The following is a 17,692-nucleotide window of genomic DNA, read 5'->3' as shown; positions in this document are numbered from 1 at the left end:
TTATCCCGCCTTCCTGATCCTCGGATCAATGACCCCATAAAGTATATCTACTACGAGATTTGTAGCGATGACGACAAAAGAAAAACAAACGACGCCAAATTGAATAACAGGGAAGTCCTTGTCCATTACTGAATCAATGAGTCGATTGCCAATACCTGGCCAGGAGAATACCGTTTCTACAACAATCGATCCACCGGCAATATCAATCACTAGCATTCCGATGACCGTCACTAGAGGAATAAGTGTATTTCTAAAAGCATGCTTTAGGATAACTAAACGCTCTCCAAGCCCCTTAGCTCTAGCTGTTCGAATATAATCCTGTGATAATACTACCATTAGACTTGTACTTACATACCTTGCAATCGAAGAGATCGGATGAACCGATAGAGCGATCACTGGCATAATGTAGCTTGCTATAGAACCCATTCCCATGCTAGGTAATAGGTTTAAATGATAACTAAAGATAAGAATCAACAGAATCGCAATAATGAAGCTTGGAATAGCATATCCTACACCCGCCAGCATCATTAAACTCCTTGAGAATAGGCTGCGGGGATTCAAAGAAGAAATTATTCCAATTGCCACACCCACTACAATACTAAACCCAAATGCTAATATCCCAAGCTTTACAGTCTCTGCTGCCGCCGCTGAGAATATTTCGGTTACTGGACGATTCTCGTGGATGCTATTTCCAAAATCACCTTTTAAAGCATTCTGTATATATAATTTGAATTGAATAATCATTGGTTTATCCAATCCGTATTTGGCATTTAATAGTTGATGTTGTTCTTCGGTTATTCCTTCTGGAAACATGATACTAACTGGATCACCCGTAAGCCGAGCTCCAACAAATACAAATATGAATACAACGCTTATCGTTAGAAAAGCCTTCACGATTCTTTGTATGATAAATTTATACAAACAAATCACTGCTTCCTCATGTGGTTATAAATGAACGACTATGCAGGAATGGCCCCCATCCCTGCATAGTAGCTACATTTAGTGAATGTTACTTTTCCGTACGACTAATCTGTCCTGCCCGAAGGGAAATAGTCTCTGCGCGTAAATTCTCAGGGAGTTCCCAGTTCATGTCCTCTTGCATCACATAATATTCAAATGGATTATACAGTAATATAAATCCTGCTTCATCCTTAGCAATTTCGAGTAATTTCTTATATGCGTCTTTACGTTCTTGCTTATCCGTAGAGAAACGAGCTGTCTCGAAGGCACTAGACCAGTCTTTATTCTCTGGTGTAAAGAAATTACGTGTACTTACCCAGATGGTATCTGACCAGGATGCGTCCATAACTCCCATTGGGTCCGGATAATAAAGTGGGTTGGACCAAGAACGGATCATGATTTCTGAATCCTCGATTTTATTCACATCTGGAACCTGCACTAGCTTAGCGTTAACACCAATTTTCTTCCACATTTCGATAACAGCTTGCGCGGCTAAATCACCATACGTGTAATATTCGGAGCGAATAGTAATCACAATCGGTGTCCCATCATATCCAGACTCTTTCACCAATTGGGTTGCCTTTTCCACGTTATATTCCACTGTCTTCACATCTGGCATATACATATCGCCGTAGTCAGGAAATTGCAATGAGGTTGGTGCAACTCCTTTACCTGCCCATAATGATTGAACTAATGCTTCGCGATCAACTGCTAAATCAAGTGCTTGACGAAGCTTCTTATTTGCCATAACCGGATTACTCATGTTCAGAATATACACATGATATAACGGCCAGTTTGCTCCAACTAGTCTAAGCTGACCTTGATTGACTAGAGCTGGTTCTTGATCAGGTGGAATACCCACAGCCATATCAATTTCATTATTGGCCACAGCTGTAATTCGTGATGATATCTCAGGGATATACGTATAAGTTACTTTCTTAATAGGAGCCTTCTCTCCCCAATACTCGTCGAATCTCTCTATTTCTAAGCTCTTCTTGGGAACGAAAGAAGTGACTTTATAAGGTCCAGCGCCTACTGGCATCTGATCCGCTGCATCTAAGCCTACGCTTTCTACATATTCCTTGGAAGTAATTGCACCACTAAGGTCTGAGAGGAACGTTTCAACGAGTGGATCGGCTTTAAGCATATGAATGTTGACCGTGTTTGGATCAATGACTTCGACGCTATCGAAAGTATTGAAATATCTTCCATAAGCATTCAAAAATCTCTCATCTTCTTGTTTAAATATGCGATTCAGCGAGAAGGCGACATCCTCTGCATCCATGATCGTACCGTCATGGAATTTCACATTCTCCCGCAACTTAAATTGCCAAACCGACGGTTCTAGTTGTTCCCAGCTCTCAGCAAGTCCTGGAAGGAACTTCAAGTTCTCTGAAGTGGGATCTCTCAGGATCAATGTATCGTAAATATTGTATTGATATTGCGCATCTGCATTGGAAGTTCTAGTTGCTTCTAAACCTGCTGTGAAGGAGTGAACCCCAATTCGCAGATGCTCTATATCCGTTGTTGCTTCGTTCTCCTGATCCGGTTCTGTTGATTTCGTTTCGTCTGTTTGTGCAGCTGGTGTTGGTTGATTCGCAGTGTTTGTTGTCTGAACTTGGCAACCCACACTTATAGCAAGTAATATTACACCAAACATGAGGATGAGACTTCTTCTGATAACATGATTCATCGTTACACTTCCTTCTGAATTAGTTCTTCTTGATACTGATAGTTATATATATCTTTAAACACATTATAAACGGGATGTCACCAGTAGATGTCGATCTCCTTTATTCTCCCGTACGTCCAAACCTATTGAAAAGCCAGGCATTTTCGTATCAAAACCTGCGATGTGATCCATGAGTTCGTGATCATCGACCATTATGAGATCGATATTGATCTGGCCTTCAGAACATTCGACTACACGGAAGGTAGGCGTACTCAGACATGTAGCAGATTGGATAAAGTACCACTCCCCTTCACGAACGATTGAATTGACATGGTTGTGACCGCAGAAGTAGAAACCCTGACCCTTCTTTTGGTTCAAAATAGTCCGCATATCGATGCCCGGATGAATACAGTATGGAGTCATTGTGGAACGGGCGGTTGTATCGTACACGGGATGATGGCCGAATATTAGAACCGGCTTCGTACCAGCTTCCTTAAGCTCAGATTGCAACCAATCCAACTGCTCCTGATCCATATTTCCACCCCATTCGGCGCGGTTCATTTCTCTCGTTGTATCCAAAAAGATGAGTCTGACTTGTTCTGTATCGATGGATCGATATCGTTGCTGTCTGGTTAGCTCCATAACATCTCTCTTAAGCATCACATAAGAGTCATGATTACCAAGTATGAATATGAAGTTTCGCCCACTCTTGCCGATTCGCTCGAACACATTACCAAATTCCTCAGGATGTCCCTCATGCGTAAGATCGCCTAAGGAAATATGTATATCCGCATCGATATCCAAGAACTTGTCAAGCAAGGTACTGTATACCTTATCTCTAGCCTCCAGCATTTGTTTAGTTCCATTCTCCATCCGTGAGTAATGCAAATCGCTCATTAGAACCAATCTCATGTGTCTTCATATCCCCTTCCCGTCTTCCGATGAAATCAGAGCAATGTGATCAGAACATCGTGAAGCTGTTCTGCTGTAATTTCTACTGGATTATTATCCATACGCCCTTTAGTATAGGCTCGTCCCACAATATTAGGGATATTTAATGCGGTGACCCCATACTCACCAAGCCGAGATGGAATACTATACAATTTATAGATTTGATAAATTTGCTGTTGAACATCTTCAGGCTTCTCAACACCAAAAGCTTCGAGTAGCTTCTCTGGCTCGACCAATGCGAATTGATTCAGCCGCAACACCGCACCCAGCGTAATACTCGCTGCTATTCCGTGCTCTATCCCATACAACAATGTTAATGGATACGAGATGGAATGACATGCCGTTGTTCTCGTGTTGCTGAATGCAAGTCCTGCATATACACTTGCCAACGCTAACTGCAGTCGGATCTCTGGATTGTTCTCATCGTCCTTAAGTAGTGGGAGAAATATCCGCACTCGTTCAATCGCCTGTAGCGCATAAATGCGAGTGATTGGATTCGTATGAACAGACCAATAGGCTTCTGTCGCATGGCACATTGCATCCAGGGCGGTCGATGCGCTCAAACGGAGTGGCAACGTAGCTGTCAATTCAGGTATAATAGCTGCGTACTTCGCATACAACCTTTCATCGGAAACTGAATATTTAGTACCTAATTCTTGATCCCACACGGTCGCCCAGCTCGTTACCTCTGAACCCGTACCCGATGTCGTTGGGATGCCGATCCATGGTGTGACTTGCCCTTGTTCGCGATAATGCTCTTCGACAATCGCTGCGCGTACATCTGCTGTAGTGGTTACCTTTATCCGTTGGATAGCTGATAGCGTTTTCGCCACATCCATCACACTTCCGCCACCTATAGCTATGATAAGTTCAAACTTAAAACCACCTAGTTCGTTCTTTAAGTCTAGAATATCAACGAGATCGGGATTAGCCAGTTCAAGCTCTTTTAACAAAATTTCTTTTCCTTCAATCGCATTCATCATGGGTCTTAAGCAGTTATTCTTCTCAACTCCACTGCCTCGCGTTAGTAACAACACGCGATTCACATGCTTATATCTCTCCAATAAAGAAGTAGCTAGCTGCTCAACGGCATTAGATTCGAAGTAAATCGTTACGGGGTTATAAAATTGACTCATTCATCCAACATTCCTTTCTCGCTCTAAGCCCAAATTCATAACCTACGCTCAAGTGACTCAATGACACCGTGGAGTTCATCCATCGTTTCGATCACCATGTCAGCTCCCGCTTCCTCAAATCTTCGGCGAACCGTATCCATTCGCTCCCGTAGTTCAGCTTCTTCCATAGCTTCAACCTCCGCTTGTGTCAGTCCAAGCTCGCTGCTCCCTTTAATGACTGAAACGCTCCAAACCCCTGCATTTTTCGCTTCCTGTACATCTGACAGGGTATCTCCTACCTTGACTACAGCTATTGGTGGAAATACTTCCAACTCGACGAAGTTGCGATAGATCATATAAGGGAATGGGCGCCCCCTTTTCACTTCATCTGAACTGATTAAGAAATCCGGTGCATAGCCCTTTCGCTTAGCATTGGGCGCCACTACCTCCATCATTGCCTTCGTATATCCTGTAGTGGAGCCAATCTTGATGCCAGCATTTCGCAACTGATCGACCACTTCAATAACGCCGGGAATCGGGTCCGTGAAATCCTGCAAGGACTCCATCAATAATGATTCGAATGTTTCGTATAATGAGTCCACATCAGCCTCTGTCGGATAACTTCCGGAATGTTCAACCCATGCCGTGTTCACCCGCTCCATACGGAGAATCGCTTGAATGTGTTCTCGTTTCAACAGTCCCATCGGAGCCCTCGCCTCATCAACCGTAATTGGAATGCCTTCTATTTCAAAAGTCTTTATGAATGCTTGCATGGGTGCGAAACAGCCATAATCAACCACAGTCCCTGCCCAATCAAAAATAACAGCTTGTATTCTATTCATTATTTTTGTCCTCCAATACCTATCATCGTTAACTTACATCCACAGTATAAGTAAAGGAAACAGTAACTTCAATAGTTTTTGCTTTATTTTACATAACTAATACAATTATATGCTTTTATATGCTTGTTTTAATTATGTGATAACATGAAAATAGAGCACCCCCTCGATTCCCCACATGTGCTACTCAATTTAACCAATTTTTGTGTGACTTCTAATGGCGTTCTTAGTGAAAAAGTTACTATGAAAAAAACGCCTACCTCTCGAGGTAAGCGTTCACGATATTTACATGTTGCTTTTGGTATCTATCTAGTAGCTGTTTATCTATTTGAGTATCCGTTACTATCGCATGAATCCGATCTAGGCTACAAATATTGATATAGGAAACGGTCTCAAATTTGCTTGAATCAGCCACAATAATGGTCTGCTTCGCACTTTGAATCATCGCATTAATGACTTCCGACTCACCTTGTCGGAAATCCGTTAAGCCTTTTTCCAGAGAAATAGCATTGATACTAATAAACGCAATGTCGATATTAAACCGGCTAATCTCTTCTTCAATAGATCGACCATATAGGGACAACTCATCATGATTCAGTATCCCACCGGGAACAATAACTGTGAATCCTGACTTTTTCGCTAAAATATCCACTATTTTTAAAGAGTTTGTAATAACTGTTAGATGATCGAAATGGGCAGCCAAATGCTTTGCAACTTCTATATTCGTTGTTCCCGCATTCAAAGAAATAGCCTGGTTCTCCCTTACAAACCTCATGGAAACTCCAGCGATTTCCTGCTTTCTCTCAAGGAACACGATTTTCCTTTTCATGAATGCCTGATTCGTCGAAATGTCATCTACCGATATCGCGCCTCCATGGATTCTTTTCAACTTTTCATGTCGTTCCAAATAATCCAAGTCTCTTCGCACCGTGTCGATCGAGATATTCAAGAGCTGTTTCAACTCTGTTACCGAGACATTCCCTTTAGATTCCAGCTCCATTAGAATCAACTTATGTCTTTCGGGAGATAGCATACAAACACCCTTCCACTTTCTTTCTTGCTGTTTCAAGCTCTTTTATGCAATATCTAGCTGTATAATACCAGTTTAATATCGTTACGTAAAGTTAATCTAGCATTATATCGTTAGATCATCAGAATTTCCCGTATGTCCTGCTCCGAGAATGCGGACAACGCTTGCTGGCCTGGCTGAATGACTTCGTCAATTAAGTTCTTCTTTTTCTGCTGAAGTTCGTACATCTTCTCTTCCACCGTTCCCTGGGTCACTAGGCGAATCACTTGCACGACCTTCGTCTGCCCCATACGATGTGCGCGATCCGTAGCCTGTTCTTCCACCGCAGGATTCCACCAAAGATCATAGAGGATCACCGTATCTGCTCCAGTCAAATTCAGACCTGTACCGCCCGCCTTTAATGAGATGAGGAACACGTCTTGCTCACCTTCGTTGAATCGATTACACAGCTCTACCCGCTCGGAAGCTGGGGTTTTACCGTCCAAGTACATATAGGATACATCCTGGTTGGTAAGTTCTCGACTGATCAAACCGAGCATCTCCGTAAATTGTGAGAAGACCAATACCCGCTTGCCTGCACTCCGACATTCCTCAATCGTCTCCATGAGTTGCTCGAATTTAGCCGAGCTACCCGCATAGTCTGGGACGAACAGAGCGGGATGACAACATAACTGGCGAAGTCTCGTCAAACCAGCTAGAATCTTAATCCGATTCTTCTGGAAACTATTCTCGTTCAGATGCTTCACGGTCTCATGCTTCAGCTCAGCTAGATAAGCTATATATAGCTTCTTCTGATCTGGTAGCAGTTCAGAAATCTGTACAGACTCGATCTTATCCGGCAGTTCCTTCAATACATCACTCTTCAGACGTCGAAGTATAAACGGGCGAATTCGCTTCGCTATGCTGTCGCGGGATAAGTTAGCGAAGCTTTTTTTATTTGAGAACAATTCCGGAAAGACGACGTCGAAGATGGACCACAGCTCATCAATTGAATTCTCCACGGGCGTTCCCGTAAGGGCAAAACGATGCCGCGCCTTTATTCTTCTCACTGTCTGAGCGATCTGGGTATTATGGTTCTTGAAGGTCTGTGCTTCATCCAAAATCAGCGTGTGGAATGTAGATCCAATATACTGCGCCAAATCTCTGCGTAACAACGGATATGAGGTAATCACCACATCTACCCCTGACACATCATTTAACGCACGACTGCGTTCTTCTTGCGTACCATCAACGATCATTGTAAGAACTTCTGGCGCGAATTTCTTCAGTTCATTCCTCCAATTGTATACAAGAGAGGCAGGTGCGATAATGATTGCTGGGATCTTGTCCTTTCTAATCTCAGGTAGTACGGAGACGATGAATGCAATACTTTGCAACGTCTTTCCAAGCCCCATATCATCTGCCAATATTCCTCCAAATCGGTAGTTAGCCAACGTTTTCATCCATTGATAACCATATTGCTGATAATCCCGAAGTACCTTACTCAGTGTTTCAGGAACAGGAAAGTCCAGCAGATCTGGATTACGCATGTTCTCAAGCAGTCTACGAAATGATTTGCCCAAGCTAACGGCCTTACCTTTATTCTGATCATCCATCATATGCAGCCCACGAACGACGGGTATTTGGATCTCAGAGCCTACCATTTTCCCTGTACCGATACCCATCTCGTTCATGAAAAGAAGAATCTCTTGAAACTTCTCACTCTCAAGTGGAGCTAAAGCCCCATTCGGCAATCGATAATATCTACGCTTTTCCTCCAACGACTTCAATAGGTTACGAATTTCCGTCTCAGGAATCCCTTCGATATCGAACTTGAATTCTAACCAATCATGTCTTGAATCCATATCTACAACGACCTTGGGAGCCGTAAGACCTGTGTGAATTCTCGATTTCACAGCGGTGGTGGCATATACTTGGAGCATTGGCTCCAGTTGCGGTACGATATGATATAGAAATTCATATTCGGCATCCTCATTAGCCAAGAAATAACCCTTTTCCGTCTTAGTAAATGTGCTTCGTTCCATCAGTTCGAGGATTCTTCTTTCAAGGTCACCATCCCGTATCAGAATAATATGATCCCCTTGCGGTTGACGACTCTCCTCATCGAGAGGATTAATCACGACTCTGCCATATTGAAACTCCAATCCTGCCAACAAGCGATCTTTCACACGGTCCAAATACAGCTTAGCCTTAAGAGGAGTCTGTACCATCCGTTCGGAAACAGTCTTGGCAATATGCACGTTCCCAAGCTTCATTAGTCCAGGGATGACCTTCTCCATAAAAGGATCAAGTTGCTCCTGTGGGATCTGGATGATCTGCTTGTGGGACTTCCCAATCATATGCTTGAGTTCTGCAAGTCGCTTACATTCATCCAAAGGTAGCTTCACTAACCTTCCTTGGAACAGGATAACTCCGTATGATTCCATGACAGTAATGCTATCCAACCCTTCAACATCCAAGTGGTAGCCTTCGATCCGAGAATGGTTAAATTCGAACTGAAGCGGAATTCCCCCCTCGGATAGTTGTATCCCATCGACCACTCTATCACCCTGTGCCATTTTCACCTTAGGAGCCTCACATAATAGTTGCACCAACTTGTCCCAGTACAATGGAGGTATCATTACGATTCGGTCACTAGGGGTTGAAGATTGGCGATACATCTCATCGCTGTTATCCATAAGAAGGAGCTGTTGAATCACTTCATCATTCTCTTTGGAAAAGCTATGGATCTCCGGATCATACGTAAAATGATTGGAGAACGCATACGTCTCTCCCCGTTCAATTCTTTCAAGAAACTCTCTGACGTTCCTTACAATATACAGCCGACTCATTCCAACCTTGATCTCCATGCCGAACATGAGCTTGTCATATCCGTAGGGGACCGCTCTACAAGTGAACTCCACTTGAAGGGGTGTTCTTGAATCGAAATAAGTCCGCGCACGACTAGAACGACGAGGCTTATCTGTGAACAGATCCAATATCGATTGGGCCAGTTGATTCTCTCCACTCGAAGTCTCTACGAATCCATCTTCACTCTCACGCTGCTGTAGTTCATGGATATTCAGTAGTACCGCAGCGATATGTTGGCAGTAAAGCTCATATGAGGATAACGTGGGACATGTACATTCGGCATACATCTCTCCACTAGAATCTGTTTTCACCATAACCTGCTCACTACTTTTTCCTTTGACGGTCGCTTTATATAATCCAGTTTCAGTATCTGTATATGTAAAAGTCACTTTGCTAGCTTTAAGGTAGGCTTCTCCTTTATCGTAGGAGGTCTTTCCGCACCATAGCTTAATGAGGCTTGGGGTCAACTGAACATTCACTAATTTTATCCTCCTAATGAAAGGGCTTGGCATTCATTCTTATGATAACAGATTTCCATCCTCTCAATTTATTGATAACTTAATTATTGGCATACATACACCATATTATTTCCAGAATGGCAGACGATCCAAGGTAGCAAAAAAGTGAAGACAACCGCATCCCCTCACGAATAGATGCATAGGGTACATTTAAATTCGGTCATATTCCCCTATCACTAAGTTTAGTTGCATAAAGGACATCTATTTACTGGAAAGTCGTCCATTCTCACTATTTCCCCTGTTTTAAATGTCGTTTGTGCAACTATTTCTCTCCCACCAGCCTTTTCCTTCTTAGTAAGTACCATTTATGCAACTATTCCTTCTTCTGTCTCTTCATGTGTGTTGCTCCTTCAAATAAATTCTCTCTACTATTCTTGGAATGGCATAAATCCATTGGGTAAATCCCCGAAGTAATCCCCCTCTTGAAGCCCATCTACAAACTGCTGTAGCCAACTATAGTACTGAACCGAATGCTGTAGCTTGTCTAGGTCTTTAAGACAGTATTGTCGTTCCTCCTCCGAAGTGTCTGCGGCCTGTATCAGTTCCTCGAGTTTAGGAATTACGACTTCTAGAGCCTCTCTCATCACATCAATCTCCCGTTGCAACTTCATAGTAAAGAAGTTCTTAAAGGTCTGGAAAAAGTTTGTTTCGGCAGCATATAAATCCTTTCGTTCACGCTTCTCTTCAAGTTTAGTAACCATTTTGGAAGCAATTAGCGAGCGGACTCCATAGCTCATATTGCTCTTACTCATATTCATAATATTCTTCATTTCCTCAAGTGTCATCGGTCTATCCTCAAATAACATAATGCCATAGAGCTGTCCGAATGAATAATTCGCCCCATATAAATCCATGGTTTGGGCAATGGCATCAATCATCGGACGCAGTAACTGCTCCCGTGGAGATAAATCTGGTTTTTCTTCATCAAAAGCTAGCTGTTTCAATAGATACACCTTCATTCCTATTAGAGTCTATCATTCTATATTACACAAAACAGAAGCGTGTCTTTGCAATTCCTCTATATTTTACACAATTACTTATCGCTGTTTACGTTCGCTTAACCATACCGTTCTCGAATGAGTGTACAATTTATTTTGAACAGAGGATATCTCCACCATATTATACCGCAAAAGACAGATGAGGGAATGGGGTTCTCAGAAAAGTGAAACGCTCTAGATTTATAAATGGTTTGAAACCAGTACTCTTCACACTACCAGCGATGATTCCGTTCGTTATATTTTGGCTAGCACCGCTATTGTATGTATTCTACCTTAGCTTTACGGAATGGGATTTCATGAGCCCAGAAAAGATATTTGTCGGATTAGACAATTATATGGATCTCTTCAGCAATCCCGCCTTTTATAAAGCACTCAAAGTGACCTTGCTGTTCTGTCTAGGAAGCGTGCTGCCAGTCATCCTAATTGGACTAGGTCTAGCTCTTCTAATGAGTAACAAGATGAAAGGCTCCACCCTTTATCAAGTGTTGTTGTTCTCTCCTTGGGTTACGCCGACCGTAGCCGTCTCCATCGTCTGGTCTTGGATTTATGAGCCCGATATCGGACTTGCCAATACAGTGCTTAACTTTCTGGGATTAGAAACAATCGGATGGCTTCATGATCCCAAGTGGGCCCTCGTCGGTGTACTTATCGTGACGATATGGAAATCTGTAGGCTGGGCTATGATATTTTACTTAGTCGCACTGCGCAACGTACCTTCTGATCTACTAGAGGCAGCAGATCTTGATGGGGCAAACCCCTTTCAGAAATTCATTCGCATCACAATGCCGCTAATATCGCCAACCACACTATTCCTGTTTATTGTGCAGATCATCCAAGCACTTCAAGCCTATGACCAAATTAACGTACTTACACAGGGAGGCCCCTCAGGCTCCACTCGTACTTTGTTGTATATGTATTATCAATCCGCCTTCGAATCATTCCAGATCGGGGAGGCTTCTTCCGTAGCGATGGTGCTTGTATTCATGTGTATGTTACTTTCCATATTCTCGCTCGGAGTCAGCAAAAAAACTACTCATTATCAATAATACCTACAATAAAGGAGGCGCACGAATGAGTAAGATAACCAATTTGGGGAGACTGATGCGCCATCTAATTTTTGCCGTATTTGCTCTGATCATGGCCTTTCCTTTTTATTGGATGATAACCAGTGCACTGAAAACTAACGATGAAATTTGGCAGTCGCCCCCTACTCTTTGGCCGGAAGCACCTCTGTGGGGGAACTTTCTAGAGGCTTGGAACGAAGCACCGTTCCTCAGATACATGGGTAACAGCATATTCGTCGCCACCTGTATCGTTATTCTGCAAGTTATTAATTCCGGCATGATGGCATATGCGCTTACGCATATGAGTTTCCGCTTGAAGGGACTATTCGCAGGCGTGATCTTGTTCGGTTATATGGTTCCTGCTACAGCAGTCTATTTACCCGGGTATCTTATCTTGTCCGAATTACATTTGCTAAATTCTTATGCCGGATTGATCTTGTCCAACTGCGTAAGTGTGTTCTCTATCTTTTTGATCAGACAAGCTTTCCTTCAGGTTCCTCATGAACTGGTGGAGGCTGGAGAAGTAGATGGTTCTTCACATATGCGTATTCTATGGACCATTATTGTTCCGATCACACGATCTTCCTTCGCTGTGCTCGCCCTCATCACCTTCATTGACCAATACAATAATTATTTCTGGCCGATGCTGATTACGAAAGATCCTAGTTTGCAGCTCGTATCTGCCGGTCTAAGAAGTTTCTTCGTTGAAGGAGGTGCTTACGGATTGAAATGGCCGCTAATCATGGCCGCCAGTGCATTCACCATTGCCCCCTTGCTCCTTGTATTTGTGGTGGCCCAAAAAACAATTATGCAAAGTGTCAACATGACCGCAGGTTCTACAAAAGGGTGAAGTTACATTATAGGTACAAGCATTCTAGATATGAACAAAGAGGAGAATGATGATGAACGTATTCAAGAAGTTATCCGCGTTATCTTTAATTGCTGGATTCACACTATTAACGGCTTGTGGTGGAAATTCGGGTACAAATAATATTACGACAACAAACGGAGAGACAGCATCTGGCTCCAAGGAAGCAGTCGTTGCAACGAATACACCAGTAACGATTGAATTCTGGTACGGACTGGGCGGCAAGCTTGGCGAGAATATGGATGCACTCATTCAAAAATTCAATGCATCGCAACAGGATGTCATTGTAAAAGGCATTGTGCAGGCTGACTATACCGAAACTGAGCAGAAGCTACAAGCAGCTATCGCAACAGGACAGGTCCCCGCTGCAGTGCTCTCCTCTAATATAGACTGGGCCCGTAAAGGATACTTCGCTCCTATGGATGAACTTATTGCGCAGCAACCTGATTTCAATAAGGAGGATTTTGTACAGACCTTTCTAACTCAAGGACAAGTTGATGGCAAGCAATACTTTCTTCCGATGTACGGGACAACACAAGTTATGTACTATCGCAAAGATACCTTTGAGGAGAATGGCATTGATGCGAACAAACTGAAGACTTGGGAAGATTTAGCTGCTGCTGCCGAGAAAATGACAGTCAAAAATGGCGATAAAACAACCTTTTACGGATGGGAACCGATGTGGGGCGCAGCCAACTTGATTGATGCTTCACTGAGCAAAGGCGGCCTCATTCTTAGTGAGGATGGAACAGAAGTCATGATTGACTCTCCTGAGTGGATTCAGACTTGGGATCTATTCCGCAAATGGATTCACGAGGATAAGATTATGCGGATTCATTATGGTGGTCAAGGCTGGGAATATTGGTACAAAACGATTGATGACGTAATGAAGGGACAAGCTGCAGGATACACAGGCTCTAGCGGGGATCAAGGCGATCTGGACTTCAATATAGTATCCGCGATGGAACAGCCGGGTTGGGCAGGAAACGGCGAAGGGAAGCCGACAGCTGAAGCTTTAATGGCTGGTATCCCCTCCGATACAAGTGATATTGATAAGCAAGCAGCCATGAAGTGGCTTAGCTACTTTACGAACTCAGAGAATACAGCCTCCTGGTCTATTAACACAGGATATATTGCTGTTCGCCAATCTGCATCAGAAGATCCTGCGTTCATCTCGTTTAGTCAGAGCAATCCACAAATCACAATTCCACTTACGCAGGCGTCTCATGCTTCCGCACCATTCCAAGACCCTACAGGTGGCAAAATTAATGATGCGCTAACAATCGCAGCAGATAAATTACAGATCGAGAATATTCCAGCAGCAGAAGTACTTCAAGAAGCGAAGCAAATAGCACAGGCGGCGCTAGACAAATTGAAATAAAGGTGGACAACACGATGTCTCAACTCATGACTCCACAAGGGAGTCACTCCGTTTCCGCGATCCTGTTCGATAAAGATGGGACATTGCTTGATTTCGTATCCCTATGGGGGAGCTGGAGTGAATATATACTGGGTAAATTCATCGAATCCATGGAGCAGAGAGGGCTTGTGATGCCCAGGAATCAACTCCCTTCCTTATTAGGGACCATTCATAATGTCCATGGAAACATTACGGATTATGACCGTAACGGTCCATTGGCTATGGGAACAATGAATGATATCTATACTATTCTTTCATGGCAAGGTTACCAACTCGGATTATCTTGGGCCGAATCTATGGAACTTGTTCATACCTGTCGACAAGAGGCGGATGCCATGTTGGAATGGAAGAGGCCTACTTTTCCCCTTCCGGGTCTTCTACGTTTTCTTGACGATTGCGCAAGCCTTGGCGTCCCGCTAGCTGTAGTGACCGCTGATGAAACTGCGGCGGCGGAGAAACACTTGAATTGGCTTGGAATACGTAGTTATTTCACTGCGGTCATAGGAACGGACCGTGTCAGTCGTGGGAAGCCATTTCCGGACATGGCTCACCTTGCTTGTAAGACATTATCCGTTGATCCATCTCAGGTAGCGATTATCGGCGATACTAACGGAGATATGCGAATGGCTAAGGCGGCTGGTGCATCCGTAGCTATTGGGATTACTGGCACTTCTAGCGATTCAGAACCACACTGCTTTCTTCCTGACGCAGATATCATCGTGCAATCCTATGCAGAGTTACGAATCGGGGAATTACCAGGTGAAGATTGAAGGCATGTGGGCATGGATTTTTCTTGCTATAGCCATTCTATTCGAGCTTTCAGGAACAGTCTCGATGAAATTATCTCACGGGTTTACCCGTCTATGGCCATCTGTACTCATGTTCTTATTCTATGGGATCAGTTTCACTTCGCTTAATTATGCACTCACCTCTATTAAAGTCGGTGTTGCCTATGCCATATGGTCAGGGGCTGGAATCATCCTTATCTCCTTGGTTGGAACGATATACTTTGAAGAAAAGATATCTTTATCCTCCTTACTTTGGATATTAGTCATTGTTGCTGGCATCGTAGGCTTGAATATTAGCGGTAAGAGTCATTAAAATCGTCGCAAAAAGCCAAATTTATAGATGCATAATTTAAGGGGGATCTTACGAATGAGCATGAACGAACAAACAGAGGAACAACCTATTGCCACCTTTCAAATCATTACGGATACACATGTCACGGACGACCCAAATCATGAGTATAACCTCAACTTTGAGCGCGCGCTCCGAGATATTGCAACCCAGTGTGAAGGCAGCAGTGGCATCATGCATATTGGAGATGTTACCAACCATGGATTTCCTAAAGAATACGAAGAATTGCTCCGTATCATAAATGTCTATGAGGGGCAGATCCCTCCCATCACCTTCACCTTAGGTAATCATGATGTAGGGCTAGGCGATTGGGAGTCCCGCTTAGCATTATATGAATCCCAGACCGGAATGACGGCCCCTTACCATGACCACTGGATTGATGGCTACCACTATATCTTTCTTGGAACAGAAAAAGGACTACGTACATTCTGTGATCTCTCGAACGCTCAACTTCAATGGCTGGAACAGAAATTAGAGGAGCAATCATCACTGGATAAGCCGATATTTCTGTTCCTCCACCAGCCCCTTAAAGATACCGTGGCAGGGTCGCTGGAGTCCCAGGCATGGTATGGAGTAACACAAGACGAAGAATTAAAGGCTATTCTATCGAAATATCCCCAGATTCTATTGTTCACCGGACATACCCATTGGGAGCTTGAGGTAGATAACACCGTCTACCCCGGTCTTGGTAAGACCGCTACGATGTTCAATTCCGCTTCCGTTGCCTATTTGTGGACGAATGAGGATGAACATAAGACAGGTAGCCAAGGATACTATGTAGAGATTTATAGTAACAAGGTGCTTGTTCGAGGGAGAAACTTCATGACAGGGAGTTGGATTGAAACAGCTCAGTATGAGGTAGGTTTTCTTCCCGCATCATCGTCATGAGATATGTTTATAACTGATATTACAAAAATGAGTGTTGCCCTTAGATTTTATGGGCAACACTCATTTTTTGTAATATCAGAGATGTCTTTCGTTTACAACTCCCATTTTCTAGGATTGACTATGACATTGTCAAAACAGTTTTGACTATACAAAAATAACTGTTGCTTTTTCAAATTAAATCAATATACTTAAATCATACTTAATTCATAGGATTAATTTAATTACTAGGGGGATAACAATGAAAAAATCATTTTTGATAATCATTTTGGCAGGAATGCTAGTAAGTCTGTTAGCTGGATGTTCTGGAAACAATGGATCGAAGGCTGAGAGTAATACCATTCGTATTGGACTCGCTGCTCCGATTTCGGGAACTCAGGCGCAATATGGGCAAGCTTTTAAGAACGGTGCTGAACTGGCGGCTACGCAAATTAATGATGCAGGTGGAATTAATGGCAAGAATGTAGAAATCGTCATTCAGGACGATAAAGGAGATTCTAATGAGGCTGTTAATGTAGCTAACAAATTAGTATCGGATAAAAGTGTATTGGCAGTGGTCGGTCATTTCAACAGCTCTGCTACACTAGCAACGGCTCCGGTTTATAACAAGAATAAAATTGTACAAATTTCACCGTCTTCAAGTGCTCCTGGTGTCACTGATGCGGGTGAGTACACATTCCGTGTTATTACGACAGATGCATTTCAGGCAGACTATTTGGCAGACTGGTCTAAAGAGTTAGGTTATAGCAATGTCGCACTCATCTATGAGCAATCTGACTTCGGGTTAGGCTTACTCGATGTCTATCAAAAGTCAGCTCCGGATAACAACATTAATATTGTTGCTGCGGAAGCATATAATCCCGGAGATAAAGATTTCAGCACTATTTTAACGAAGATCAAGGACAAGCAACCCGAGGCGATCTTTATTGGCGGCTTTTACAATGAAGCTGCTTTAATTGCTCAACAGGCACAAAAGTTAAATTTGGACGTGGACTTTATTGGTGTCGACAGCCTCTATTCTGAAGCATTGTTTGAACTCGGTGGAAACTCAGTGGAAGGGCTAAAACTGATTGGTTTCTTCTATCCAGGTGGAGATAATGAAGCGGCAACTAAATTTGCCGATGATTATCAAGCAGCTTATAACAGCAAACCAGATACCTATGCTGCTTACTCCTATGTCGCTACCTCAGTTGTCATTGAAGCGATTAAGGAAAAGGGTGCAGATCGGGAGAGTATCAAGACTTATTTGGAAACGTTGAAAGATTATAAGGGTGCTACTGGTGTACTGAGCTTTGATGCCAATGGTGATGTTGAAACCATTCCTTCACGTTTGACGGTTCAAGACGGGAAGTTTGAACTTTTCGAGTAGAAATATAAGGATTCTA

At 43.1% G+C, this 17,692-nt stretch carries 15 protein-coding genes; 7 read left to right on the top strand and 8 right to left on the bottom strand.

Annotated elements, in window-relative coordinates; genetic code table 11:
* The 8 genes from AC1TO8_RS15150 to AC1TO8_RS15115 all read right to left on the bottom strand — a co-directional run bounded on the left by AC1TO8_RS15150 (position 1) and on the right by AC1TO8_RS15115 (position 10,894).
* Entirely contained in the window at positions 1-921 is a 921-nt protein-coding gene (locus AC1TO8_RS15150; RefSeq protein ID WP_482056447.1) for an ABC transporter permease, read from the bottom strand.
* An 88-nt stretch (positions 922-1,009) separates the two neighbouring features.
* Complete coding sequence (locus AC1TO8_RS15145; protein ID WP_482056446.1) at positions 1,010-2,653, bottom strand: ABC transporter substrate-binding protein; 1,644 nt, start codon at positions 2,651-2,653, stop codon at positions 1,010-1,012.
* Positions 2,654-2,716: 63 nt separating this feature from the next.
* Entirely contained in the window at positions 2,717-3,544 is an 828-nt protein-coding gene (locus AC1TO8_RS15140; RefSeq protein WP_482056445.1) for a metallophosphoesterase family protein, read from the bottom strand.
* A 35-nt stretch (positions 3,545-3,579) separates the two neighbouring features.
* Positions 3,580-4,719: a phosphonoacetaldehyde reductase gene (locus AC1TO8_RS15135; protein ID WP_482056444.1), complete on the bottom strand. Its 1,140-nt coding sequence runs from the start codon at positions 4,717-4,719 to the stop codon at positions 3,580-3,582.
* 35 nt (positions 4,720-4,754) lie between these two features.
* Positions 4,755-5,540 (bottom strand): phosphonoacetaldehyde hydrolase, encoded by a 786-nt coding sequence (gene phnX / locus AC1TO8_RS15130; protein WP_482056443.1) that lies wholly within the window; start codon positions 5,538-5,540, stop codon positions 4,755-4,757.
* A 253-nt stretch (positions 5,541-5,793) separates the two neighbouring features.
* Complete coding sequence (locus tag AC1TO8_RS15125; protein ID WP_482056442.1) at positions 5,794-6,570, bottom strand: DeoR/GlpR family DNA-binding transcription regulator; 777 nt, start codon at positions 6,568-6,570, stop codon at positions 5,794-5,796.
* 110 nt (positions 6,571-6,680) lie between these two features.
* Positions 6,681-9,896 carry a DEAD/DEAH box helicase gene (locus tag AC1TO8_RS15120; RefSeq protein ID WP_482056441.1) on the bottom strand — a complete coding sequence of 1,072 codons (3,216 nt, stop codon included), beginning with the start codon at positions 9,894-9,896 and terminating at the stop codon, positions 6,681-6,683.
* A 407-nt stretch (positions 9,897-10,303) separates the two neighbouring features.
* A complete protein-coding gene (locus AC1TO8_RS15115) occupies positions 10,304-10,894 on the bottom strand; it encodes a GbsR/MarR family transcriptional regulator (protein ID WP_482056440.1) in 591 nt (196 codons plus the stop codon).
* Positions 10,895-11,154: 260 nt separating this feature from the next.
* Here AC1TO8_RS15115 and AC1TO8_RS15110 point away from each other — a divergent pair, with 260 nt between their 5' ends.
* The 7 genes from AC1TO8_RS15110 (at position 11,155) to AC1TO8_RS15080 (ending at position 17,676) form a co-directional block, all read left to right on the top strand.
* Complete coding sequence (locus tag AC1TO8_RS15110) at positions 11,155-11,979, top strand: carbohydrate ABC transporter permease (protein ID WP_482056477.1); 825 nt, start codon at positions 11,155-11,157, stop codon at positions 11,977-11,979.
* A 25-nt stretch (positions 11,980-12,004) separates the two neighbouring features.
* On the top strand, positions 12,005-12,847 hold the full coding sequence (locus tag AC1TO8_RS15105; RefSeq protein ID WP_482056439.1) for a carbohydrate ABC transporter permease: 843 nt from the start codon (positions 12,005-12,007) through the stop codon (positions 12,845-12,847).
* Between the two features lie 52 nt (positions 12,848-12,899).
* A complete protein-coding gene (locus AC1TO8_RS15100) occupies positions 12,900-14,246 on the top strand; it encodes an ABC transporter substrate-binding protein (protein WP_482056476.1) in 1,347 nt (448 codons plus the stop codon).
* A 14-nt stretch (positions 14,247-14,260) separates the two neighbouring features.
* The gene (locus AC1TO8_RS15095; protein WP_482056438.1) at positions 14,261-15,055 is read left to right on the top strand and encodes an HAD family hydrolase; all 795 of its coding nucleotides are present in this window, start codon (positions 14,261-14,263) and stop codon (positions 15,053-15,055) included.
* Positions 15,045-15,386: a DMT family transporter gene (locus tag AC1TO8_RS15090; RefSeq protein WP_482056437.1), complete on the top strand. Its 342-nt coding sequence runs from the start codon at positions 15,045-15,047 to the stop codon at positions 15,384-15,386. Before AC1TO8_RS15095 ends, AC1TO8_RS15090 begins: the two co-directional genes overlap by 11 nt.
* A 54-nt stretch (positions 15,387-15,440) precedes the next feature.
* The gene (locus AC1TO8_RS15085) at positions 15,441-16,310 is read left to right on the top strand and encodes a metallophosphoesterase family protein (RefSeq protein WP_482056436.1); all 870 of its coding nucleotides are present in this window, start codon (positions 15,441-15,443) and stop codon (positions 16,308-16,310) included.
* Positions 16,311-16,548: 238 nt separating this feature from the next.
* A complete protein-coding gene (locus AC1TO8_RS15080) occupies positions 16,549-17,676 on the top strand; it encodes an ABC transporter substrate-binding protein (RefSeq protein ID WP_482056435.1) in 1,128 nt (375 codons plus the stop codon).
* The last annotated feature ends 16 nt before the right edge of the window (positions 17,677-17,692 follow it).

The sequence above is a fragment of the Paenibacillus sp. Y859 genome (genome assembly GCF_056786405.1).
Note: the sequence above shows the minus strand (reverse complement) of the source record. Positions and strands in the feature narration are given on the sequence as shown.

Coding starts and splice junctions, on each gene's coding strand:
- AC1TO8_RS15110 (WP_482056477.1), top strand. CDS start 11,155: ATGATTCCGTTCGTTATATTTTGGCTAGCACCGCTATTGTATGTATTC.
- AC1TO8_RS15100 (WP_482056476.1), top strand. CDS start 12,900: ATGAACGTATTCAAGAAGTTATCCGCGTTATCTTTAATTGCTGGATTC.
- AC1TO8_RS15135 (WP_482056444.1), bottom strand. CDS start 4,719: ATGAGTCAATTTTATAACCCCGTAACGATTTACTTCGAATCTAATGCC.
- AC1TO8_RS15080 (WP_482056435.1), top strand. CDS start 16,549: ATGAAAAAATCATTTTTGATAATCATTTTGGCAGGAATGCTAGTAAGT.
- AC1TO8_RS15125 (WP_482056442.1), bottom strand. CDS start 6,570: ATGCTATCTCCCGAAAGACATAAGTTGATTCTAATGGAGCTGGAATCT.
- AC1TO8_RS15140 (WP_482056445.1), bottom strand. CDS start 3,544: ATGAGATTGGTTCTAATGAGCGATTTGCATTACTCACGGATGGAGAAT.
- AC1TO8_RS15145 (WP_482056446.1), bottom strand. CDS start 2,653: ATGAATCATGTTATCAGAAGAAGTCTCATCCTCATGTTTGGTGTAATA.
- AC1TO8_RS15115 (WP_482056440.1), bottom strand. CDS start 10,894: ATGAAGGTGTATCTATTGAAACAGCTAGCTTTTGATGAAGAAAAACCA.
- AC1TO8_RS15085 (WP_482056436.1), top strand. CDS start 15,441: ATGAGCATGAACGAACAAACAGAGGAACAACCTATTGCCACCTTTCAA.
- AC1TO8_RS15105 (WP_482056439.1), top strand. CDS start 12,005: ATGAGTAAGATAACCAATTTGGGGAGACTGATGCGCCATCTAATTTTT.
- phnX (WP_482056443.1), bottom strand. CDS start 5,540: ATGAATAGAATACAAGCTGTTATTTTTGATTGGGCAGGGACTGTGGTT.
- AC1TO8_RS15095 (WP_482056438.1), top strand. CDS start 14,261: ATGTCTCAACTCATGACTCCACAAGGGAGTCACTCCGTTTCCGCGATC.